Annotated in this window: 17 protein-coding genes and 1 pseudogene; 8 read left to right on the top strand and 10 right to left on the bottom strand. The window is 40.5% G+C overall.

Annotated elements, in window-relative coordinates; all coding sequences use genetic code 11:
- Positions 1-858 precede the first annotated feature (858 nt).
- Both H5125_RS05220 and H5125_RS05215 read right to left on the bottom strand, forming a co-directional pair.
- Positions 859-1167 carry a DUF962 domain-containing protein gene (locus tag H5125_RS05220; RefSeq protein WP_059747951.1) on the bottom strand — a complete coding sequence of 103 codons (309 nt, stop codon included), beginning with the start codon at positions 1165-1167 and terminating at the stop codon, positions 859-861.
- A gap of 69 nt (positions 1168-1236) precedes the next feature.
- Entirely contained in the window at positions 1237-1866 is a 630-nt protein-coding gene (locus H5125_RS05215) for a GNAT family N-acetyltransferase (protein WP_101087773.1), read from the bottom strand.
- Between the two features lie 173 nt (positions 1867-2039).
- Between H5125_RS05215 and H5125_RS05210 the strand changes: the two genes are divergently transcribed.
- The gene (locus H5125_RS05210) at positions 2040-2276 is read left to right on the top strand and encodes a DUF2789 domain-containing protein (RefSeq protein WP_101087772.1); all 237 of its coding nucleotides are present in this window, start codon (positions 2040-2042) and stop codon (positions 2274-2276) included.
- A gap of 34 nt (positions 2277-2310) precedes the next feature.
- On the opposite strand, the gene H5125_RS05205 is transcribed toward H5125_RS05210, so the two are convergent.
- Positions 2311-2694, bottom strand: a complete 384-nt coding sequence (locus H5125_RS05205; RefSeq protein ID WP_162022700.1) for a DUF3192 domain-containing protein — start codon at positions 2692-2694, stop codon at positions 2311-2313.
- 160 nt (positions 2695-2854) lie between these two features.
- Between H5125_RS05205 and H5125_RS05200 the strand changes: the two genes are divergently transcribed.
- The 3 genes from H5125_RS05200 (at position 2855) to H5125_RS05190 (ending at position 6723) form a co-directional block, all read left to right on the top strand.
- Positions 2855-3220 (top strand): hypothetical protein, encoded by a 366-nt coding sequence (locus tag H5125_RS05200; RefSeq protein ID WP_162022699.1) that lies wholly within the window; start codon positions 2855-2857, stop codon positions 3218-3220.
- Positions 3221-3994 (top strand): Zn-ribbon-containing protein, encoded by a 774-nt coding sequence (locus H5125_RS05195; protein WP_182743718.1) that lies wholly within the window; start codon positions 3221-3223, stop codon positions 3992-3994.
- 89 nt (positions 3995-4083) lie between these two features.
- Positions 4084-6723, top strand: coding sequence for an AAA domain-containing protein (locus H5125_RS05190; RefSeq protein WP_310734179.1), 2640 nt, complete (start codon positions 4084-4086; stop codon positions 6721-6723).
- A 102-nt stretch (positions 6724-6825) separates the two neighbouring features.
- Here H5125_RS05190 and syd read toward each other — a convergent pair whose 3' ends face one another.
- Positions 6826-7476 (bottom strand): SecY-interacting protein, encoded by a 651-nt coding sequence (gene syd / locus H5125_RS05185; protein ID WP_101087767.1) that lies wholly within the window; start codon positions 7474-7476, stop codon positions 6826-6828.
- A 54-nt stretch (positions 7477-7530) separates the two neighbouring features.
- On the opposite strand from syd, the gene queF reads away from it, so the two are divergent.
- Entirely contained in the window at positions 7531-8388 is an 858-nt protein-coding gene (gene queF, locus H5125_RS05180; RefSeq protein ID WP_162022696.1) for an NADPH-dependent 7-cyano-7-deazaguanine reductase QueF, read from the top strand.
- Positions 8389-8462: 74 nt separating this feature from the next.
- On the opposite strand, the gene H5125_RS05175 is transcribed toward queF, so the two are convergent.
- A complete protein-coding gene (locus tag H5125_RS05175) occupies positions 8463-9398 on the bottom strand; it encodes a LysR family transcriptional regulator (RefSeq protein ID WP_182743716.1) in 936 nt (311 codons plus the stop codon).
- Positions 9399-9538: 140 nt separating this feature from the next.
- Here H5125_RS05175 and H5125_RS05170 point away from each other — a divergent pair, with 140 nt between their 5' ends.
- The gene (locus H5125_RS05170; RefSeq protein WP_101087764.1) at positions 9539-11530 is read left to right on the top strand and encodes an alkyl/aryl-sulfatase; all 1992 of its coding nucleotides are present in this window, start codon (positions 9539-9541) and stop codon (positions 11528-11530) included.
- A 92-nt stretch (positions 11531-11622) separates the two neighbouring features.
- Here H5125_RS05170 and H5125_RS22345 read toward each other — a convergent pair whose 3' ends face one another.
- Entirely contained in the window at positions 11623-12615 is a 993-nt protein-coding gene (locus tag H5125_RS22345) for a 4'-phosphopantetheinyl transferase superfamily protein (RefSeq protein ID WP_310734178.1), read from the bottom strand.
- Positions 12616-12830: 215 nt separating this feature from the next.
- On the opposite strand from H5125_RS22345, the gene H5125_RS05160 reads away from it, so the two are divergent.
- Positions 12831-13814, top strand: coding sequence for an FAD:protein FMN transferase (locus tag H5125_RS05160; protein WP_182743715.1), 984 nt, complete (start codon positions 12831-12833; stop codon positions 13812-13814).
- Between the two features lie 240 nt (positions 13815-14054).
- Here the strand turns inward: H5125_RS05160 and H5125_RS05155 are convergent, their stop codons facing one another.
- The 4 genes and pseudogenes from H5125_RS05155 to H5125_RS05140 all read right to left on the bottom strand — a co-directional run bounded on the left by H5125_RS05155 (position 14055) and on the right by H5125_RS05140 (position 17022).
- Positions 14055-14534 carry a hypothetical protein gene (locus tag H5125_RS05155; protein ID WP_123777028.1) on the bottom strand — a complete coding sequence of 160 codons (480 nt, stop codon included), beginning with the start codon at positions 14532-14534 and terminating at the stop codon, positions 14055-14057.
- 137 nt (positions 14535-14671) lie between these two features.
- Positions 14672-15025 (bottom strand): hypothetical protein, encoded by a 354-nt coding sequence (locus tag H5125_RS05150; RefSeq protein WP_123777029.1) that lies wholly within the window; start codon positions 15023-15025, stop codon positions 14672-14674.
- 330 nt (positions 15026-15355) lie between these two features.
- Positions 15356-16325 (bottom strand): annotated as a pseudogene (locus H5125_RS05145) (transposase).
- Between the two features lie 346 nt (positions 16326-16671).
- Positions 16672-17022 carry a hypothetical protein gene (locus H5125_RS05140; protein WP_220487234.1) on the bottom strand — a complete coding sequence of 117 codons (351 nt, stop codon included), beginning with the start codon at positions 17020-17022 and terminating at the stop codon, positions 16672-16674.
- Between the two features lie 479 nt (positions 17023-17501).
- Between H5125_RS05140 and H5125_RS05135 the strand changes: the two genes are divergently transcribed.
- Positions 17502-18545, top strand: coding sequence for an IS110-like element ISShfr7 family transposase (locus tag H5125_RS05135; RefSeq protein WP_182743714.1), 1044 nt, complete (start codon positions 17502-17504; stop codon positions 18543-18545).
- Positions 18546-18604 lie beyond the last annotated feature (59 nt).

Genomic DNA, 18604 nt, shown 5'->3' with positions numbered 1-18604 from the left:
ATACTTTTGGATTGATTATGAAATGTAGATAATAAAGGCTAGGTTTGCAAAGATTTAAACGGTCTATATATATTCACCATTAATGCTAACTAAACAGAAAAATGATCATAAATTGGCATCTGCATAACTTTAAGCACTGTGCTTTAAGGGTAACGAAGCATACATCATCGTAACCAATACATTATTCTAAGGCTGGATAATTTCCGCCAGAAAGCAAAAAGGCACAACCTTAAGTTATAAGGTTGTGCCCGTTAACACTTTTGTCAGCAATCCGGCTGAAATTTGCTCCCTGCACCATCCATGTAAACATGCTTCCTGCAGTCCTTTTCCCTGTTCTCATTTCCTTGTCTATTTGTGTAACACAAACAAACGCATGAGTTTCATTCCGTTGAACAGCCTATCCGTTGACTGAGCGGTAAATCTATTCAATCCGTTGAATTATCCCAGCTGCATCCTGCAGCCCTATCCTTTTTTTCCTTGTGTCGACTATTTACTGTCTTCACCCATCCTTGATTCGGCTATCCATTTGCCGAGCTTATGCCCTAATCCGTGAGCGTGTCCTAGTATCATCCTTAATATTCTTAAGCATCATTAGTCTTATTTCTCATCCTAAGAAAACCAACTGATGACCCGCTTTCGATAACTACATTCTAGCCAAAATAAACGCCGATAAAAGTCACTCAACTCCATTTAAATACACATCCCACATGTCAGTAAATCGTTAGAAAAATGTAATTACCTGATTTTAAAAGATTAACAATAATTTATAACGTTAAACACTGACAACTTTAGATAAGATCCCTTACACACTTGTAGGATATTGCTTACAAAAGCGTGAGCAAGTTAATACTTCCAGGGTTATTTGCGCCATAAACGCCTTATCATTTGACCAAACATGACCCAATCTGCCCATAAGCTGTATAGCGGATAAGTGAATGTTGCGGGGCGATTTTTTTCAAATATAAAATGCCCTAACCATGCAAAACCATAACCGACTACCGGCAACCACAATAACTGCCACCAATGTTGGTTAATCAAAGTGTTAATAATGATCACTAAAATAATGCTACTGCCAATGTAATGCAGTCTTCGACAAACGGGATCTTGATGTTGCGACAGATAAAATGGATAAAACTCTGCAAATGAAGAATAACGCTTAGGTTCCATTACTCACTCCTTATTAACAACTCGCTAATGGTATGCTCTGTTAGTATTAGATTATTTTCATTTTAGACACTATGCCTTACTGTAAAACAATATTTCACCTTCAATATTGCCAATACTCACAGTGGCAATGCTGACAAATTCTTGTTTCACGAATGCTTGATGGTGCGAAGAGTTACTCACAAATACCCCAATGCCATCAAGCCCAGGTTGCTCATCACACCAACTCAATACCGCTTGAATTAACTTGGCACCATAACCTTTTTGCTGCTCATTGGGGGATAAGGCAATAAATTGCAAAACCCCGCATTTTTGCGAAGGAAGATGTTCTAAAATGCAGGTCTCTTTTTGCATTAACCCTTGAGTTGATTTCCATCCTGTACCCAACATCATTTTAAAACGCCAATGCCAATAACGCCCCTCACCCAAAGGTACTTGTTGCGTAATCACACAGGCAACTCCAATTAAACGGTCACCGTCAAATAAGCCAATTAAAGGTTGTTCTTGTTGCCACAGTTCATTTAACTCTTCACGAATCGCCGCGCGAAGTTTCTGTTCGTATTGTTGATTGTCATCTTGCCCAAGTACCTCGATAAAATAGGGATCATCATGATAAGCGTTATAAAGAATAGAAGCTGCGACTCGTAAGTCTTCTGCCGTCAAATATACTGCACGTAAAGTTTCCAAGGTGTTATTGTCCATTATTATTCCTTGTTGGTTAACTCGCTAAACTTAACTTAACAAGTTTGAAACATTGTACAAGTTTTGTTTACCCATTTTGCCTGTTAGCGATTGTGAGTGTCAGTTGTTTGCAATTTATCTCATCAAGACGGATACTAAAATTGTTTATCTAACCATCATAAGGAATGCGCCAAATGGACACTACATCAAATGATTTAAGTCACTTATTTAAGCAATTAGGTTTGCCTCACGATCAAGAGGGAATCGACGACTTTGTTATCCAAAACAAACTGGATAAACACACATTAATTACTGATGCCGATTGCTGGAATTCAGGTCAAAAAGCATTTTTAAAAGAGGCATTATTACAAGACGCCCAATGGTCAGAAGTGATTGACCAATTGGACGTGATGATGCGAGCTAAATTGTAATTAACACTTAATGTCGGATAACCTCACTCGGCAATTAGTGCTGTCTGTAGGCGGTATCACCCCAGCCCACTAAAACGTCATCTTTGAACACAATTGGCGTGCATTCATCTTTGGTTGTTTTACCATCGCCTTCTGCCCATTGGGTACGATAAAACAACACTTTGATGGATTGCTCTGCATTATTTTGAGCCGACTTGGTATAAGCTTCACTAAAATCAGCCGTTCCCATTAAGGTTGTGACTTGATCACTGCTCATTCCCATAGACAATTTGCTCAACAGATCACGATTTTTATCTTGTTGCACTTGCCAATAATCAGCACTTTTACCCGATTCATGGTCTCCGACACTAATAACACAACCACTTAATCCTAGTGATGTAGCGCCAATTAATGCCGCTGCGATAAGTTTTAATTTCATGTTGCATCCTTTTTGTTAAAATAAAATCCGCATTGTATTTACAGATCCTTTAAGCCAAAATCGTGCCATAAAATAATATACTGATTTATATAGCTTTATGTTTTAACTCAACAAGAAATTAGTTAATCTCACTATATGGAATTAAGGAATTAAACCAACAATGAGTCCAATTGAACAAGTACTTGCCGCAGCAAAATCAATTGCTAACAATGGGCATACGCCCAGCTTGGCGCTGATAAAAAGTCGTTTAGGCAATAGCATTCCGATGCCTACCCTTATCCAAGGTTTACAACAATTTAAGGCGCTGCCTAAATCTGAGTGGCAACATTTACCGGAATTAGCAGACATTCCATCAATAGCCGATGTCCCATCACATGATCAACCCGATCTTACTCAAGTGATTCAACAGGTTATGACCCTACAACAACATATTAGTCAGCTAACCCAACGAGTTACTGAGTTAGAAAACCAATTACAAAATAATATGGCTCAAAGCAACATAATCAATAATAAGGCTGACCAATAGATGTTTGTCACCGAACTACGCTTTGAATGTTTTGCCGATACGACTATTGAGACGGTAGAGAAAGCCATTAACGCTTTTCTTGAAGCCTTACGAGCTAATGGACAAATTTTAGGACGTGAATTTGCGGTCGCCTTTAATGACGGTGAATTTAGAGTTCGTTTGCTGTTACCTGAAAAAACCAGCTTAGCTAACCGCCACAGTAGCCCATGGGTAAAAGTGGCCTTAGCAGGCCTAACTGCAGCTAAGCTATTGGCTCCTAGAGAGAAATTCATCGGCCAAGACATTAACTCCGAAGCCAGCAATACCGATACGCCTTCATGGCAACTGCTGTATACCAGTTATGTGCATATGTGTTCGCCACTGCGTAATGGCGATAACCTGTTACCAATACCTCTTTATCAGCTGCCTGCTACTTTTAATGGCGATCACAAACGCATCATAAAATGGCAAACAGAGTGGCAAGCATGCGATGAACTGCAAATGGCCGCAGCCACTAAAGCAGAGTTTGCAGCTTTGGATGAGATCACTCGAGCGGACAGTGACTTATTTAGACGCGGTTGGGATTTACGTGGCCGGATAGAATATTTAACTAATATCCCCACCTATTATTACTTATACCGTGTGGGCGGCGAATCATTGCAAGCAGAGCTAGCTCGCCCCTGCCCACGCTGTGGATCTAAAGGTTGGAAGCTAGATGAGCCACTTTTAGACATGTTTCACTTTCGCTGCGAGCCTTGCCGTATTGTGTCTAATTTGTCTTGGGATCATCAATAAATGGAATTGTGCCATTGAGTTATCAGCAGATTATTTCCTACTACAAAGATTGTTATAAGGAAGATAGCGCCTCCATCAATCTTTGGAATGTGAACAAGTTTAAACAAGAAGATCGTCTCATTCTTGAAGGGCTAGATGAACTAGGCACTGGTTTTTTACCTCGTTTGCCTATCCCGCAAGAATTTGCTGAGCCAATGATTAAGCGAGTGGCAATGTACCAAAGGGAAAGAATACTGCTGTACGCACGATATCTATTTGTCGGTAAAGTCACTATAAAAGGTGAGCTCAAAACGGTTGTCTCACCGCTGCTGTTTAATGAAGCCACCATTGAACAACAAAACAATAATTTCTATTTTTCAGCCCAAACAGAAGACACTGAAATCAATGAAGCCCTGCTGCAACAATTGCTACCAGAAGATAATGAGCTTTCAGAAGATCTCATCAATGAAGATATACATTCACCATCTTTTTGGACCTCATACTTTAGCAGTAATCAAATTGACATAAACTCACTAGAGTTATTGCAATATCCCAAGCTTGCTGGGCACCAAGATATTAAAAAAGCATTAACCCAAGAAACACCCCGCTTATTACCTATTTCGATGCTACTTTTTGTCGAGAGGTCATCGAGCAGTCGCGGTGTACTTCACGAATTAGAAAGTATCATTAGCGCTAACGAACAATCAGCTCCTATTTGTAAACTGTTTAACCAAACGTTTGAAAAACGTGCTGTAAGACTCAGAGCCCCAACACTTAAATATGACTTTTTACCGGGGTTATTATCGACGCCACAAAAGAAAGTTATTCATATCTCTGCCAATGCCGATTTAGGCTGCGTATCTGGTCCGCCAGGAACGGGCAAGAGCTACACCATTGCTGCTGTTGCTGCCGAACATATGGCGCGCGGTGAGTCGGTGCTTATTGTGGCAAATAATGACGTAGCCCTTGATGTGATTGCAGATAAATTGGCGAGTAATTTTAACTTGGGCGACGTGTCTATTCGCGCAGGACAAAAAGCATTTTTAAAACAATTAAAAGACTATACCGCCGACTTACTCGCAGGATACTTTAGCGATGACTTAAGCCAAAACCCACAAGCATGTGAAGACGAACTGAATAAGCTGCAACGATTACTGATAAAACTGGAAAAACGTTTCCTGGCGTTCAGTCGCAGGTCTATTCGCCGTGGTTTGCACCTACATAAACTTCAAGCACAACAATCAACATGGCTAAAACGGGTTTATTTGTTTTTTACCCAAGGGTCAATAAACCAATGGCATCATCAATGGGATGCGTTAAACACCATTAATAAACACACTGTTACGCGGGAAACACTGGCAGCTGAATATCTTAATGCACTAAAAAAGAATAACTTAAACACATTAGTTAATCAGCACCGTAAATCGCTACAGGCTTTTAACCAAGCGATTCGCAGTAGAACGTCCAGTAAACAACTCGCGCTATTTGAAAAAATAGAATACGCCACATTATTTGCCGCATTTCCCATCTGGCTAGCAAGCTTAAACAGCCTACACAGGGTATTGCCACTTAATCGTGAAATGTTTGATTTAGTGATTATTGACGAGGCAACACAATGTAACATTAGCAGTTGCTTACCTGCGCTATACCGTGCAAAACGTGTATTGATTGTTGGCGACACGAAGCAATTAAAACATTATTCCTTTTTAGCCAGAAGCAAACAAACTCAATTGCTTGCCAAAAATAATGTGCCCGAAAACAGCCCAGGAGCCATCAGTTATCGAGATAACTCCATCTTAGATTTAGCGTTAAAAACATTAGCTAGCGGGCAAGAGTTGGCCTTTTTAGATGAACACTTTAGAAGTAAGCCTGAGCTGATTCATTTTAGTAACCAGTCTTTTTATCAATCTAAATTAAAAATCATGCAACACCGACCCTGCACCAGTTCAGGCCATTTGCACCTTCATCGTATCGCCGGTACTCGTGATACATCGGGCGTTAACCCACAAGAAGCACAGAGTTTATTAGCAGAGATCCAACATCAAATAATACAAGATACCCAAACTGGCATCACTCATAGTATTGGAGTTATCTCGCCTTTTAGCGCGCAGGCTGAATATATTGCCACATTGATTGAGCAGAAGATCCCTCAAACAGATGTCATTAAACACAGCATACGTGTAGCCACGCCGTTTGGGTTTCAAGGCGAAGAGCGGGATATCATGCTGATTTCGTTTGCGATTGATAACGACAGTAAACGTGCGGCTGCTTATTTAAATAAAGCGGATGTGTTTAACGTCACCATTACCAGGGCACGTCAAAAGCAGTTGATATATTTGTCTATGGACGACTCGTTATTACCAGAACACAACCTGTTACGCCAATATGTTACTTCTATAACAACCTTTAATGCCAAACACAGCGTGACCTCAGAGATAGACACATTTCAGCAAGAGCTTATTGAGGCGTTAACACAGTACAATATTGATACTTGGCCTGGGTATACCATTGCCGGTACCGAAATAGACCTATTGTGTCGTTATGCAGACAAATACCTTGCTGTTGATCTTATTGGTTTTCCTGGGCCTTGGGCTAACTTTTTTGAGCTAACAACCTACAAATTATTTAAACGGGCTGGCGTTGAAGTATTGCCCATAAGCTACGGATTGTGGATTGTTGATAAACAAGCGTGCATAGACAAAATAACTCAGACACTAAAGTGTGGAGAAAATAACCTAAGCGAAGCGTAAAGGAGGAAGATGAGTGTTTGAATGTTCGTGTTTGAATGCTCGTGTTTGCATGCAATGAACGCATTAAAGCACCATAAAATGGCACTTCAATGCTTGATGCGGTTACTTTTTGCGTAACAAATAATCCCACATGGTTTTAATGCGTTGCCAAATTCCTGGATGATCTACCGTATGAGGTAATTCCTCGACGGGTTTTGATGGCGGTTTGATCATCGGCGATATTTGCTCTAAAAACGCCGTTAATGATTCGGCTAATTTAGTGCGCTGTTTTTCACCTGGAATTTCAATCCACACGCTGCCATCATCATTGTTTACCGTTAGCATTTCGTCGTCATCACCTAGCACACCGATAAACCAAGTTGCTGGTTGTTTGAGCTTTTTCTTCATGATCAAATGACCAATTACATTTTGTTGCAAATTTTCGAAGTCATCTTGATTCCATGCTTGGAGTAATTCACCGTCGCCAAATGATGCAGTAAACGGTAATGGCGCGGAAAAATACTGGCCATAAAATGCATGAATATCTTGGTGTAATTGAATATTTAATGCATGCTCCACGTTACTAAAGTCAGCAACATTGTCACGTTTAATGGGCTGCCAGAACACAGTATCATCAGTGTCCGCATTAAAGGTGCCTTGAATACATATTGAGTCTTCGCCCAAAGGATAATAGCGCGGAAATTCAGATAGCGTATCTTGATAAGATTTAAGATAGTTTTTTATAAAGCAATCTAATGCAGATGAACAAGACACTTAAGCCACTCGTAGTTTATAATAAAACCATATTTTGACACGGAAACCGATTAGATGACACACAATCACGACCCTTATAGTGATGCAGCAGCATTAAAAGGCCTAACATTAGGCCAAGCAACTGCTTATCAAGCTGAGTATGACGCGTCACTGCTGCAAGGGGTTCCACGTAAACTTAACCGAGATGCTATTGAATTAAGTGGTCAACTCCCTTTTCACGGTACCGATATTTGGACCGGATATGAATTGTCTTGGCTTAATGCTAAAGGCAAGCCTGTTGTTGCCATTTTGGAAGTTCAGTTAGATATCAACAGTGTCAATTTGATTGAATCTAAATCTTTTAAACTGTACTTAAATAGTTTTAACCAAACTAAGTTTGACAGTGTCGAAGCCGTACAAGAAACGTTAAGCCGCGATTTAATCGCTTGTGCCCAAGGTGACTTGACCGTCAAAGTCATCGAACCAAAGCATTTTAATCTTGAACGTATTATTGATTTACCGGGTACTTGTATTGATGACTTGGATATTGAAGTCGACGAATACGCATTTAATCCCGATCATTTAATCGGTGGTACAGATCCTGACAAAAACGTGGCTGAAACACTGAATTCAAATTTATTGAAGTCTAATTGTTTAATCACCTCTCAGCCAGACTGGGGCAGCGTGATGATCCGTTATCAAGGCCCTAAAATTGATCGTGAAAAACTGCTGCGCTATTTAATCTCATTCCGCCAGCATAACGAGTTTCACGAACAGTGCGTTGAGCGTATTTTTGTCGACTTAAAAAAATACTGCCAGTGCACTAAGTTAACCGTTTACGCACGTTATACGCGTCGTGGTGGCTTAGACATCAACCCGTACCGCAGCGACTTTGAAAACCCACCGGAATCAAATCGCCTCGCGAGACAATAATCGCCATCACATATAGCGATATTAACAAAAAGCCAATCTCTCTAAGATTGGCTTTTTGATTAATGCTGTCTGCATTATGAAGAGCCATATGCATCATGCATCAGTTTTTCAATTATTTCCCTTAACCAAATACATGACTTATCTAATGCATGTTTTGTCGGCCAAATGCTGTATAAATTTATTGGCCGAGTCTTAAAAGGTAATTCAAGCAAGGTTAGTTTAAACAGTTGCGCATAGCTTTGGGTAAAAGTATAAGGCGCTATGCCTATGGCATTCGACTTACTGATTAACGACAACATACTCAAAATAGACGACTGCTCACTGTATAAAGTGCGCTGCGGTAATGGATCATTAGAAATGATATCTGCAACACGCATATTATCGCGATGTAGACGATACATAACGTGCTCGGCGGCAAAAAAATCATCGCTGCTGACATGGTTTTTTATCACTGGATGATGTTGACGTACCACACAAATAATCCGCTCTTGGGCGACCTTTTTAAAACTAAACATTTTTAGTTTTGGCGGCATAATATCCACTACCAAATCTACTTTTTGCATTTGTAAGTCTTGAAACTGTTCCGCCTCTAATACTGGTGAATTACGTAGCACCACCCTGACAGACAAATTAGCTAATGCTCTATCTAATTGCGGTTGTAATAAATCGATAACAGCTTCATTGGCATAAATGGTAAAAACTCTTCTAGAGGTACTGGGATCGAACGCTTTAACTCCCATCAAAGTTTGTTCAATGGTATCTAGCATTGGCTGAACAGTATTAAATATATGTAACCCTGTTGCTGTAGGTTCAATACCACGACCAACACGAATAAATAATTCACAACCCAGTGTGTTTTTAAGACGGCTAATCGCATTGCTCACAGACGACTGCGTCAACCCTAACTGTTCTGCTGCGCGGGTGATTGATGATTGCTGGCATACAGTACAAAAAACTCGCAGTAAATTTAAATCCAATGCTGGCAATTTATTGGCAAACGCATCGCTCATACTCATTCCTTTTTAGGCCAAATACATTCATAGGAAAAATGTTTTATCACCATTTCACTATAGTTATTTTTTGGTATTTAACCACTAAGATAGTTTTATCAACGTTAAAACATTTATCTTTAACTATATGAGGACTTACCATGAAAAAATCTATCATCGCACTATCAATGATTTCGACCCTGTCACTCAATGCTTTAGCCGCTCAGCATGAACACGACCACTTAAGTGTCGATTACCAGGGAAAAGAAGCGACTCCAGCAACGGCAGCCCACAATACCGAGGTAGCCAAAACGCTTAACTTTAATGACAAAAATGCGTTCACCCGTTTCAACCAAAATAGAATTGCCGAGTTTGATCAAGCCACCGCAGATATTCTGCGTGCAGAATTTAGCTTTATCAGTGATAAATATCCTGATTCAGTTAACCCGTCGCTATACCGCCAAGCACAGCTTAATATGGTCTCGAACGGATTATATAAAGTCACCGATGGCATATATCAAATTCGTGGTACTGACTTGTCAAATATGACCTTAATTCGCGGTAAAACAGGTTGGATTGTTTATGATGTGTTATTAACCAAAGAAGCGGCGCAGCAATCTATCAAATTTGCTTTTGAACACCTTCCTGAAGGGAATACATTACCGATTGTTGCAATGATTTATTCACATAGCCATGCTGACCACTTTGGCGGAGCCAGGGGGATTCAAGAGCTATATCCTGATGTAAAAGTGTACGGGTCAAACAATATTACAACCGAAGTGGTTGCCGAAAACGTACTCGCAGGCAACGCTATGAGCCGTCGAGCCAGCTACCAATATGGAGCAACTTTGGGCAAACATGATCATGGTATTGTTGACGCTGCGCTTGCTAAAGGTTTATCCAAAGGTGAAATTACCTACGTAAAACCCGACTACGAACTTAATCAAAAAGATAAATGGGAAACCTTAACTGTCGATGGACTTGAAATGGTGTTTATGGATGCCTCAGGAACAGAAGCTGCCAGCGAAATGGTCACTTATATTCCTTCAATGAAAGCCTTATGGAGCGGGGAATTAACCTACGATGGTATGCACAATATCTATACTTTACGCGGCGCAAAAGTACGCGATGCATTAAAATGGTCAAAAGACATTAACCAGATGATCAATTCATTTGGTCAAGATGTTGAAGTGCTATTCGCATCGCATTCAGCACCAGTATGGGGTAACAATGAAGTAAATCAATACCTTAAAATGCAACGCGACAATTATGGTTTAGTTCATAACCAATCACTGCGATTAGCTAATCAAGGCGTAGTATTACAAGATATTGGTGACGCCATTATGGACACCATTCCACAGCAAGTAAAAGATCAATGGTACACCAATGGTTATCATGGCACTTACAGTCATAATGCTAAAGCTGTTTATAACATGTATTTAGGCTACTTTGACATGAACCCAGCTAACTTAAACCCATTGCCAACGCAACAAGAAGCGACAAAATTTGTCGAGTACATGGGCGGCGCCAACAACGTTGTCGCAAAGGCCAAAGCAGACTTTAGCCAAGGTGAATACCGTTTTGTAGCTACAGCGCTTAACAAAGTGGTTATGGCAGATCCAAGTAACCAAAGTGCTCGAGATCTACTAGCCGACACCTACGAGCAACTAGGTTATCAAGCTGAAGGGGCTGGTTGGAGAAACATCTATTTAACCGGTACTCAAGAGTTAAGAATAGGAATTCAGCCAGGCACACCTAAATCAGCCTCTGCAGATGTATTGAGCGAAATGGATATGCCGACTTTATTTGACTTTTTAGCCGTAAAAATAGATAGCATTGCCGCAGATAAACTGGGCGATATTAGTTTAAATGTGGTGACTAAAGCCGATAAGACGGAAGTTGAAAGCACCATATTTGTAGAGCTTAGTCATGGTAATTTGAACAATATTGTTGTTAATAAACTTCAAAAAGCTGATGCAACGTTAACCATTGCCAAAGCGGATGTTGTCAGTATTTTATTAGGTCAAACCACGTTAACGCAATTAATTGAACAAGGTGATGCCAGTATGACTGGCGACAAACAAGCCTTTGGGAAAATTGCCTCGACCTTAGTACAATTCAATGACAAATTTGAAATTGTACCGTTAAAATAATTACCAAATCGTACAATCTTCTTGGTCTTGGTCTTTATCTTGGCTTTAGTCTTAGCCGAAGCATTGCTTCGGCTAAGTCATCAACGGTTCCATCAACCCAACAAATCATCAAAGCTTAATTGGGCACACGATAAGGTGTTGTAAATGGAGTAAGGCTCAATTACCACGTTAGAAACAGCTGAGTTAGCCAACCCCAAAGTCACCGCAAAACGGTATTCATTATCGAGTCTTCCCATCACCGTTTGCCAACTAAAATCGGTTGCGACAGGCTGTTTGCTATCGGTAAAATTCAGTTTTACCGGCTTAAGTAACTCAATTGACTGACTGTGATTATCAGCCCGTTGCAACGGGGTATTGCATTGCTCTGCCTGGCTAAAATCAACACTAAATGACTTGAGTGATAACGCTAATCCCAGTCCGCGTGCTTTTATGTAGGATTCTTTTACAGCCCATAAATCAAAAAATCGTTGTCGTTGTAATGCCTCGGGCAATTGCAATAAGGTGTTGGTTTCTGTTTGAGTAAAATAGTGATTCAAAATGGGCACTATGTCGGTACTGCTTCGCTGTCGTTCAATATCGACACCAAAGCAAATATCTTGCTCAGGATTGTATACCCACTCGTTAATCGCTCCATCAATCGTTGGCTCATTTTTTTCTTCAGCATTGGGTGCTATCAATACTCCAATCATTAGCCATTGACCACTGTGGCTTAAATTGAAATGCAGCCCAGTTTGCGCCAACAAATCTTGTGTCAGTGCAGGCTTACCTTTAGCGCCGTAAATAAAACGCCATTGTTGAGGCTTTAATGCACTGTGCAGCGATAATACAGCCCGAAGCGCAATACGAACTTGCAACGCATTATGACGCGCCGACACGCTTTTATAACGACCAACCTTGGCCAGTTCATCATCACTTAACCAACCTAAGGCTAAACCCGCTTCATAATCAGCAGGTGATAACGCCCCATTAAGTGGCACAAAATAAACATAAGGCTGAGAAAGCCCAGTTGATCGAGTGGTTGACCGAGTGTCTGGTCGAGTAGCTGAATGATTAGTGAGTTGAGTTATTGAAGACATGACCGACATAAAAAACACATAACACTCTGTTAAACGATAATACGGCTAAACTACCTCAATAAGCTCGATGCCGCGAGAATTTTGTCAAATATTACCCATGTAGCGAGTGATGCAAATAAGCATTTTCAGCATCAAAAAAGTTATTTTCGCTTTTACTGTTGATGATTGGCACTAATTCATCAACAATCACCGCTATCACCACAACATAGAAAGCTTATACATTCATGCGCACAGTCAGCCTAGTCATTATATTATTGTTATCGGTACTCAGTTCAAATGCTGCGTTTGCTCAATGGCACCAAAAGAGTTTTGATGTCATGGGAACGCTGGCACATGTTGAGTTTTGGCTACCTGACAATGCCGAAGCATCAACGGCAGATGGCTTAATTGCCGCGGTAGAGCGAGAAATGCAGCGCATTGATCAAACAATGAGTCCTTATATCGCCACTAGCGAACTCAGTATCATTAACCGCGATGCAGCCAAAAAACCCGTGACCATCAGCCCAGAGCTATTTGATTTACTCGCCGACGCGCAAGACATTGCCAAATTAACCAATGGCATGTTTGATATCACCTACGCCTCAGTAGGTTACCAATACGATTATCGTAAGCATCAAAAGCCCGACCAAGCAGCCATTAACACCGCATTAAAAGCAATAAACTACCAAGCAGTAATACTCGATAAGTCCACCTCTTCAGTTCGTTTTGCTAATGCTGATGTCAAAATTGATTTAGGCGGCATAGCCAAAGGGCATGCGGTTAAAAATTGCATTGCTATATTGAAAGATTCAGGCATAGAACATGCTCTTATCAGCGCTGGCGGCGACACCACATTACTCGGCGATCGCATCGGACGCCCTTGGTTTGTTGGTATAAAACACCCTAGGGCAGACGACAAAACCGCGGTGCAATTACCACTTAGTAATGAGTCAATTTCAACCTCGGGCGATTACGAACGCTACTTTATCGAAGACGGCGTGCGCTATCATCACATTATTAATCCCAAAACTGGCGACTCAGCACGCAATGTTGTCAGCGTGTCGATTATCGGTAAAAATCCAACTTTTGTGGATGCCCTGTCCACCGCCATCTTTGTCATGGGATTACAACAAGGCATGGCGCTGATTAATCAATTACCAGAATACGAAGCCATCATTATCGACAATCAACAAACATTACATGTATCGACGGGATTACAACAAGATTAATCATTAACAATCTTCTCGTCGTCCCGGTAATGCTTTTGAACCGGGATCCAGGTGGTTATTTTGATTTGTACTTATGTACTTATGGCCTGCGGCCACTAACGTCATGGCGCTTCGCCCACACCAGACCAAGAGGAAACCAACGGTTGTTCCCTCTTTCTATTCATAAAAGAATTGGCCCAGCCGCCAATCACCGGAAGGTCCATATATGGCTATGTTAATTTTTCGGGGTTTAGTCGTTTGTTAATGTTCCGATAGCCACTTGATAGATTCTTCTTGCATTAGGGCTCCTATTTCAACAACACCATAATTGTCATTTACTTCCAAATCATCTCTAGCGTAATACAACCCATATAGATGCTCGATGCCTACATTATCACCAACATATTTAGTCACATTTTCATGTAGATCAAAATTATCAATATCATTGAGCAGCTGCCTAAATTGAATGAATGGGTCGATTTTTTCACTAGCAATTAACTTTAAGTGATGTTTGATTATTAAATGAATTGAATCATCAAATGAAGGAAGTTGAGCAATCAGTTTTTCAAAAAGAGGTGAAACGATATCCCAACATTTAGGTTCTGCATCAATGATACCCAGTAACCCGTCAGAATAGATGCCACTGTTTAACTTATAATTTGCATAATTGACCAAATCATCAGTATCACAAGCACCAGCCACATACTTTGCTATAAAGTAATTTTCGTTCTCTTCATTCATCTTAAATTTGAAAACTCAATCTTAAGTAACACTAACGCCAGCCTAACACGCAATGTGTTGGCGTGGTTTTTTGCGTTGTTTTGCCAATACCATGGCAACTAATCATTGTCGGAGTTTAGGCGTTTGTTATATGAAAACTACTTCTTTTTAAAGAGTTTTTCGACTAAATACCTTACATTATCAGATGCAATAAAAATAGCCTGAAATAATTGCACTGAGAATATACCGTAAATGCCTGCTACCCCAGCGGTATAAACAAGCCCATACTTAAAACCATAAAATGCACATAAGAATAAACTTGAAACGAATATAGCTGGCAGTGTATATAAATGAGGCTTGTTGTCGATAGTCATTACCGTCACTAAACCTAAAACGATGCATGAACACAACGAAATCATAAGTCCGATGTTTGATGAATCTATTTTAGATACTCCAATTACAATCCCGAGAATTGAACCAATGATAAGTGATTTGATTAGGTTACCGCGCATAAGCCCCTTTGCATATAACGAGACTGTAAAATAAATCTCGCAGCCAAATTTAATTGAGATTAATCAGATTAATCACGATTAATCATGCCACCCAGATTAATCATGTCACCCATTTTTATGATAATTAACATAACTGCTTTTAGGTTTGATAGCGATAATATTCTGCACGATTCAAATGTATAAATTGAATGGGAATTATCAACAAACTGAGCGCTAAATGGAAAATAGTGAACAATGCGGCAAATCCAACACAGCACTAGTCGCTTGATTGATATCAAGCTGGCAATCAGGTTATTTTTTTAGTGTTAGTTCTAGTTTTGAAGTTAAGCCTTAAGCACACAACCAGCGTTGACAGTTTGATGCACCTTGTCTTCGCTTTCGCTCTAGATGTTCGCAATATTCCGTTAATGCAGGTAAAGACCCTACTGCACCTTTGAATAATGAACCAAACTCAGTAGCGATTTTTAGCCAGTTGTCAGCAGGAATATTTAGTCTATTGAGAATATCTTGGCTAGTTGAGCTAATTGCACCGTGTTTATCTTCTCGAATAATTCGCCCAGTATCTTCCACCAGCACAATATAGTCTTTAACGCTGAACATCAGTCCATTAGGCATATCCTGACGCTCATTACCAACAAAAGCCAATAACGCTGTTGGTTGCTCACCTTTTATCGCTGAGGTTATTCGCCGTTGAATACTGGTGTAATCTGAAGTTTCAGGAGTTACAGCCATCTTGGCGCGGATAGGATTCAAGTCAACATAAGCCATACAACTTAGCACTGCAGCTTCGTCTAATAATGCTTGGGATTTAAACCGCCCTTCCCAGAATCTGCCAGTGCACTTATCTTCTTTATTGGCCATTCGGCTCACTCAAGGAGCGCATAAACCAACTAATATCAACCAAGCGCTGTCGGTATTGGGTAATGCAATCATTCACAGTGTTGAGTTCAAATTCGTTTAAGTCTTCCCCCTTAACAAACTTTTGCGTCAGTAAGGTGCCTTTAAAACCTTTATGCCACTGTAACAGCACCTCTTTATCTGACCAGTGCTTAGCTTTGTCAGCATCAACTTTTATCACTACATGTAAATGGTTACTCATCACCGCATAAGCACAGATATCAATAGCAAAGATGGTAGCCAGTTCAAGAATTCGAGAATCCACCCAATCTCGACGATGTTCAAAGTTTTCGCCTGTCGAATTATCAATCCCGCAAAGAAAAGCCTTGCGTACCACACGCGAGCAACAGTGATAATAAGGTGTGTCATCTAAGCTAACGATAGTTTGTCTTGGTCTGGCCATCTTCAATTACCATTTTTAAAGGGCAAATAAAGCGTAGTTCATTGCTTATTATTTAGCCACTAATCCTGGGTGGTCATGCTAATTCCTTTAGCCACTAATCCTGGGTGGCCATGCTAATTCCAAAGGAGTTAATTTAAGATACTGAAAGTATGGCGTTAAAAAATTAGCAGAGGGGCTAAGGGAGCTTGCTGACTACAGAAAATTAGCACGATAACTATCACATCAAACAGCGCGTTTTCTCGAGCTGTTAATTACATAATAAAGAGTCACTCTCAGGTGTTCGGGCTTGTTCAACACTTGGGATAAGGACGCGGCTTCGCGCGGCCTATCCTTATTAGTTATATGCTTACGTACACCATTCACCCAAAGCATTGGATGACGAAAAACCATGCATCATTATTTCATTAGTCGAATCACCGAAGCCAAGTGCAAATTCATTTTCATCTGCTAACGTAAGTAACCAGCTATCACGATCATGTGCGATTGCCCAAACCTCAGAAGATAAATACTTTTCGTAATCGTATTCTGGAAAGCATGCACTAGTAATTTTAACAATCACAGGCTCAATTACATTACTTAGCAACTTAACCGCTTGCTCTTCAATAAATTTATCACTATCTACAGTTTTAGGAGCAATAACTTGAGCACCATTTAATAGGGATAACTTTATTTTGGAGATTGCTTCAACTTTATTCATAGCACCTGCATATAATGTTTTAGTATTTATGCGTTGCGCTGTTTGCAAAGCATAAATCGCTTGTTGGACTTGGCCGTTGCCGAGTCCAGGTTAATTGGTACGCTTTATGCTATAGGAATTTGCTTTTTTTGATGCTGGCTCTGAGCTGTAGAGCAGTTTTGAACGAGTAATATGGCTTGGTTTGTACGTATTTCATTGAAATTCCCTTGTCATTATGGTGTTCCATCACATCTTTTTTAAGTCTAACTGATTCGATGAGGTTAATACACTCGATTGAGTCAGCATTTGGCTCCGCGCAGCGGCTTAGTTCAACGCCGGCAACAGCGGTGAGTTGAACTGGCGGTTTTTGTGCGGCCCTTTGCACAAAAAGTGACAGTTTGACGAGTCCGTTGCTTGCCCTTGATACTCATTGAGCCCCCTCCCTAGCAAGCCGCATCAGCGGTATGCTTAAGGTGACTAAACCAACAGGAGAAAGCTCAATGAGATTTTATAATAACTCACATCCATACTACTGTGGTATCGATTTACATGCACGTTTACTTTACGTTTGTATCATTGATTCTAAAGGGGAAGTTGTCATCCATAAAAAGATTGGTGCTGATAAAGATGACTTATTACTCATTCTAGAACCCTATATCGGCAATGTGATTGTCGGGGTTGAGTGCATGCATTGCTGGTATTGGGTGTCTGACTGGTGTGCTGAACTTGGGATTGATTTTATCTTAGGTCATGCGCTTTATATGAAGGCGATTCACGGTGGTAAAACCAAAAATGATAAAATCGATTCCTTTAAAATTGCCACACTACTGCGTGGTGGTAACTTTCCAATAGCTTATGATTATCCAAGTGAAATGCGCGCAGCACGTGACCTACTACGTCGTAGAATGAAGATTGTCCGTCACGGCGCTATGCTCAAAGGTCATGTGGTTAACACTAATAGCCAATACAACTTACCTGCCACTGAGTTAAATCTAAAAAATATTTCAGCAAGACAAAAACTACGCGAGCAATATCAAGACCCTATCGTGCAGCGCAACATTGATTTAGACATGGCACTACTTGATTGTTATGCAAAGGAACTCGCACAGGTTGAATGGTTCATCGAAAAACAAGCCAAAAACCATAACCCCGTCTATTTAGAACTACTTAAAACAGTACCTGGCATTGGTAAGATTTTATCGCTGACAATCCTCTATGAAATCGGTGATATCAGTCGATTTGAATCAGTACAAAAGTTTGCGTCATACTCTCGATTGGTCAAATGCAAAGCGGAGTCAGCCGGTAAAACCTACGGCACAAATGGCAATAAAATCGGTAATGCTCATTTGAAATGGGCATTCTCCGAAGCAGCGGTGCTTTACCTACGTGGTAATGACAAAGCACGTAACTACCTTAATCGATTACAAAAACGAATGAGTAAAGCAAAAGCGTTGTCTGCACTGGCACATAAGCTTGGCCGCTGCGTCTATTTCATGCTGAAGAACAAAACGGTGTTTGATGAACAACGATTCTTAAAAGGATAAGTCGCGCAATAAGGTGAGCTGAACGTCTAACTAGATACTCTTAAAAAGAGAAGCGAGCA

Origin of the sequence: Shewanella sp. SR44-4, assembly GCF_014163715.1 — a bacterium.
Lineage (GTDB): Bacteria > Pseudomonadota > Gammaproteobacteria > Enterobacterales > Shewanellaceae > Shewanella.
Note: the sequence above shows the minus strand (reverse complement) of the source record. Positions and strands in the feature narration are given on the sequence as shown.

Coding starts and splice junctions, on each gene's coding strand:
- H5125_RS05220 (WP_059747951.1), bottom strand. CDS start 1,167: ATGGAACCTAAGCGTTATTCTTCATTTGCAGAGTTTTATCCATTTTAT.
- H5125_RS05215 (WP_101087773.1), bottom strand. CDS start 1,866: ATGGACAATAACACCTTGGAAACTTTACGTGCAGTATATTTGACGGCA.
- H5125_RS05210 (WP_101087772.1), top strand. CDS start 2,040: ATGGACACTACATCAAATGATTTAAGTCACTTATTTAAGCAATTAGGT.
- H5125_RS05205 (WP_162022700.1), bottom strand. CDS start 2,694: ATGAAATTAAAACTTATCGCAGCGGCATTAATTGGCGCTACATCACTA.
- H5125_RS05200 (WP_162022699.1), top strand. CDS start 2,855: ATGAGTCCAATTGAACAAGTACTTGCCGCAGCAAAATCAATTGCTAAC.
- H5125_RS05195 (WP_182743718.1), top strand. CDS start 3,221: ATGTTTGTCACCGAACTACGCTTTGAATGTTTTGCCGATACGACTATT.
- queF (WP_162022696.1), top strand. CDS start 7,531: ATGACACACAATCACGACCCTTATAGTGATGCAGCAGCATTAAAAGGC.
- H5125_RS05175 (WP_182743716.1), bottom strand. CDS start 9,398: ATGAGCGATGCGTTTGCCAATAAATTGCCAGCATTGGATTTAAATTTA.
- H5125_RS05170 (WP_101087764.1), top strand. CDS start 9,539: ATGAAAAAATCTATCATCGCACTATCAATGATTTCGACCCTGTCACTC.
- H5125_RS22345 (WP_310734178.1), bottom strand. CDS start 12,615: ATGTCGGTCATGTCTTCAATAACTCAACTCACTAATCATTCAGCTACT.
- H5125_RS05160 (WP_182743715.1), top strand. CDS start 12,831: ATGCGCACAGTCAGCCTAGTCATTATATTATTGTTATCGGTACTCAGT.
- H5125_RS05155 (WP_123777028.1), bottom strand. CDS start 14,534: ATGAATGAAGAGAACGAAAATTACTTTATAGCAAAGTATGTGGCTGGT.
- H5125_RS05150 (WP_123777029.1), bottom strand. CDS start 15,025: ATGCGCGGTAACCTAATCAAATCACTTATCATTGGTTCAATTCTCGGG.
- H5125_RS05140 (WP_220487234.1), bottom strand. CDS start 17,022: ATGAATAAAGTTGAAGCAATCTCCAAAATAAAGTTATCCCTATTAAAT.
- H5125_RS05135 (WP_182743714.1), top strand. CDS start 17,502: ATGAGATTTTATAATAACTCACATCCATACTACTGTGGTATCGATTTA.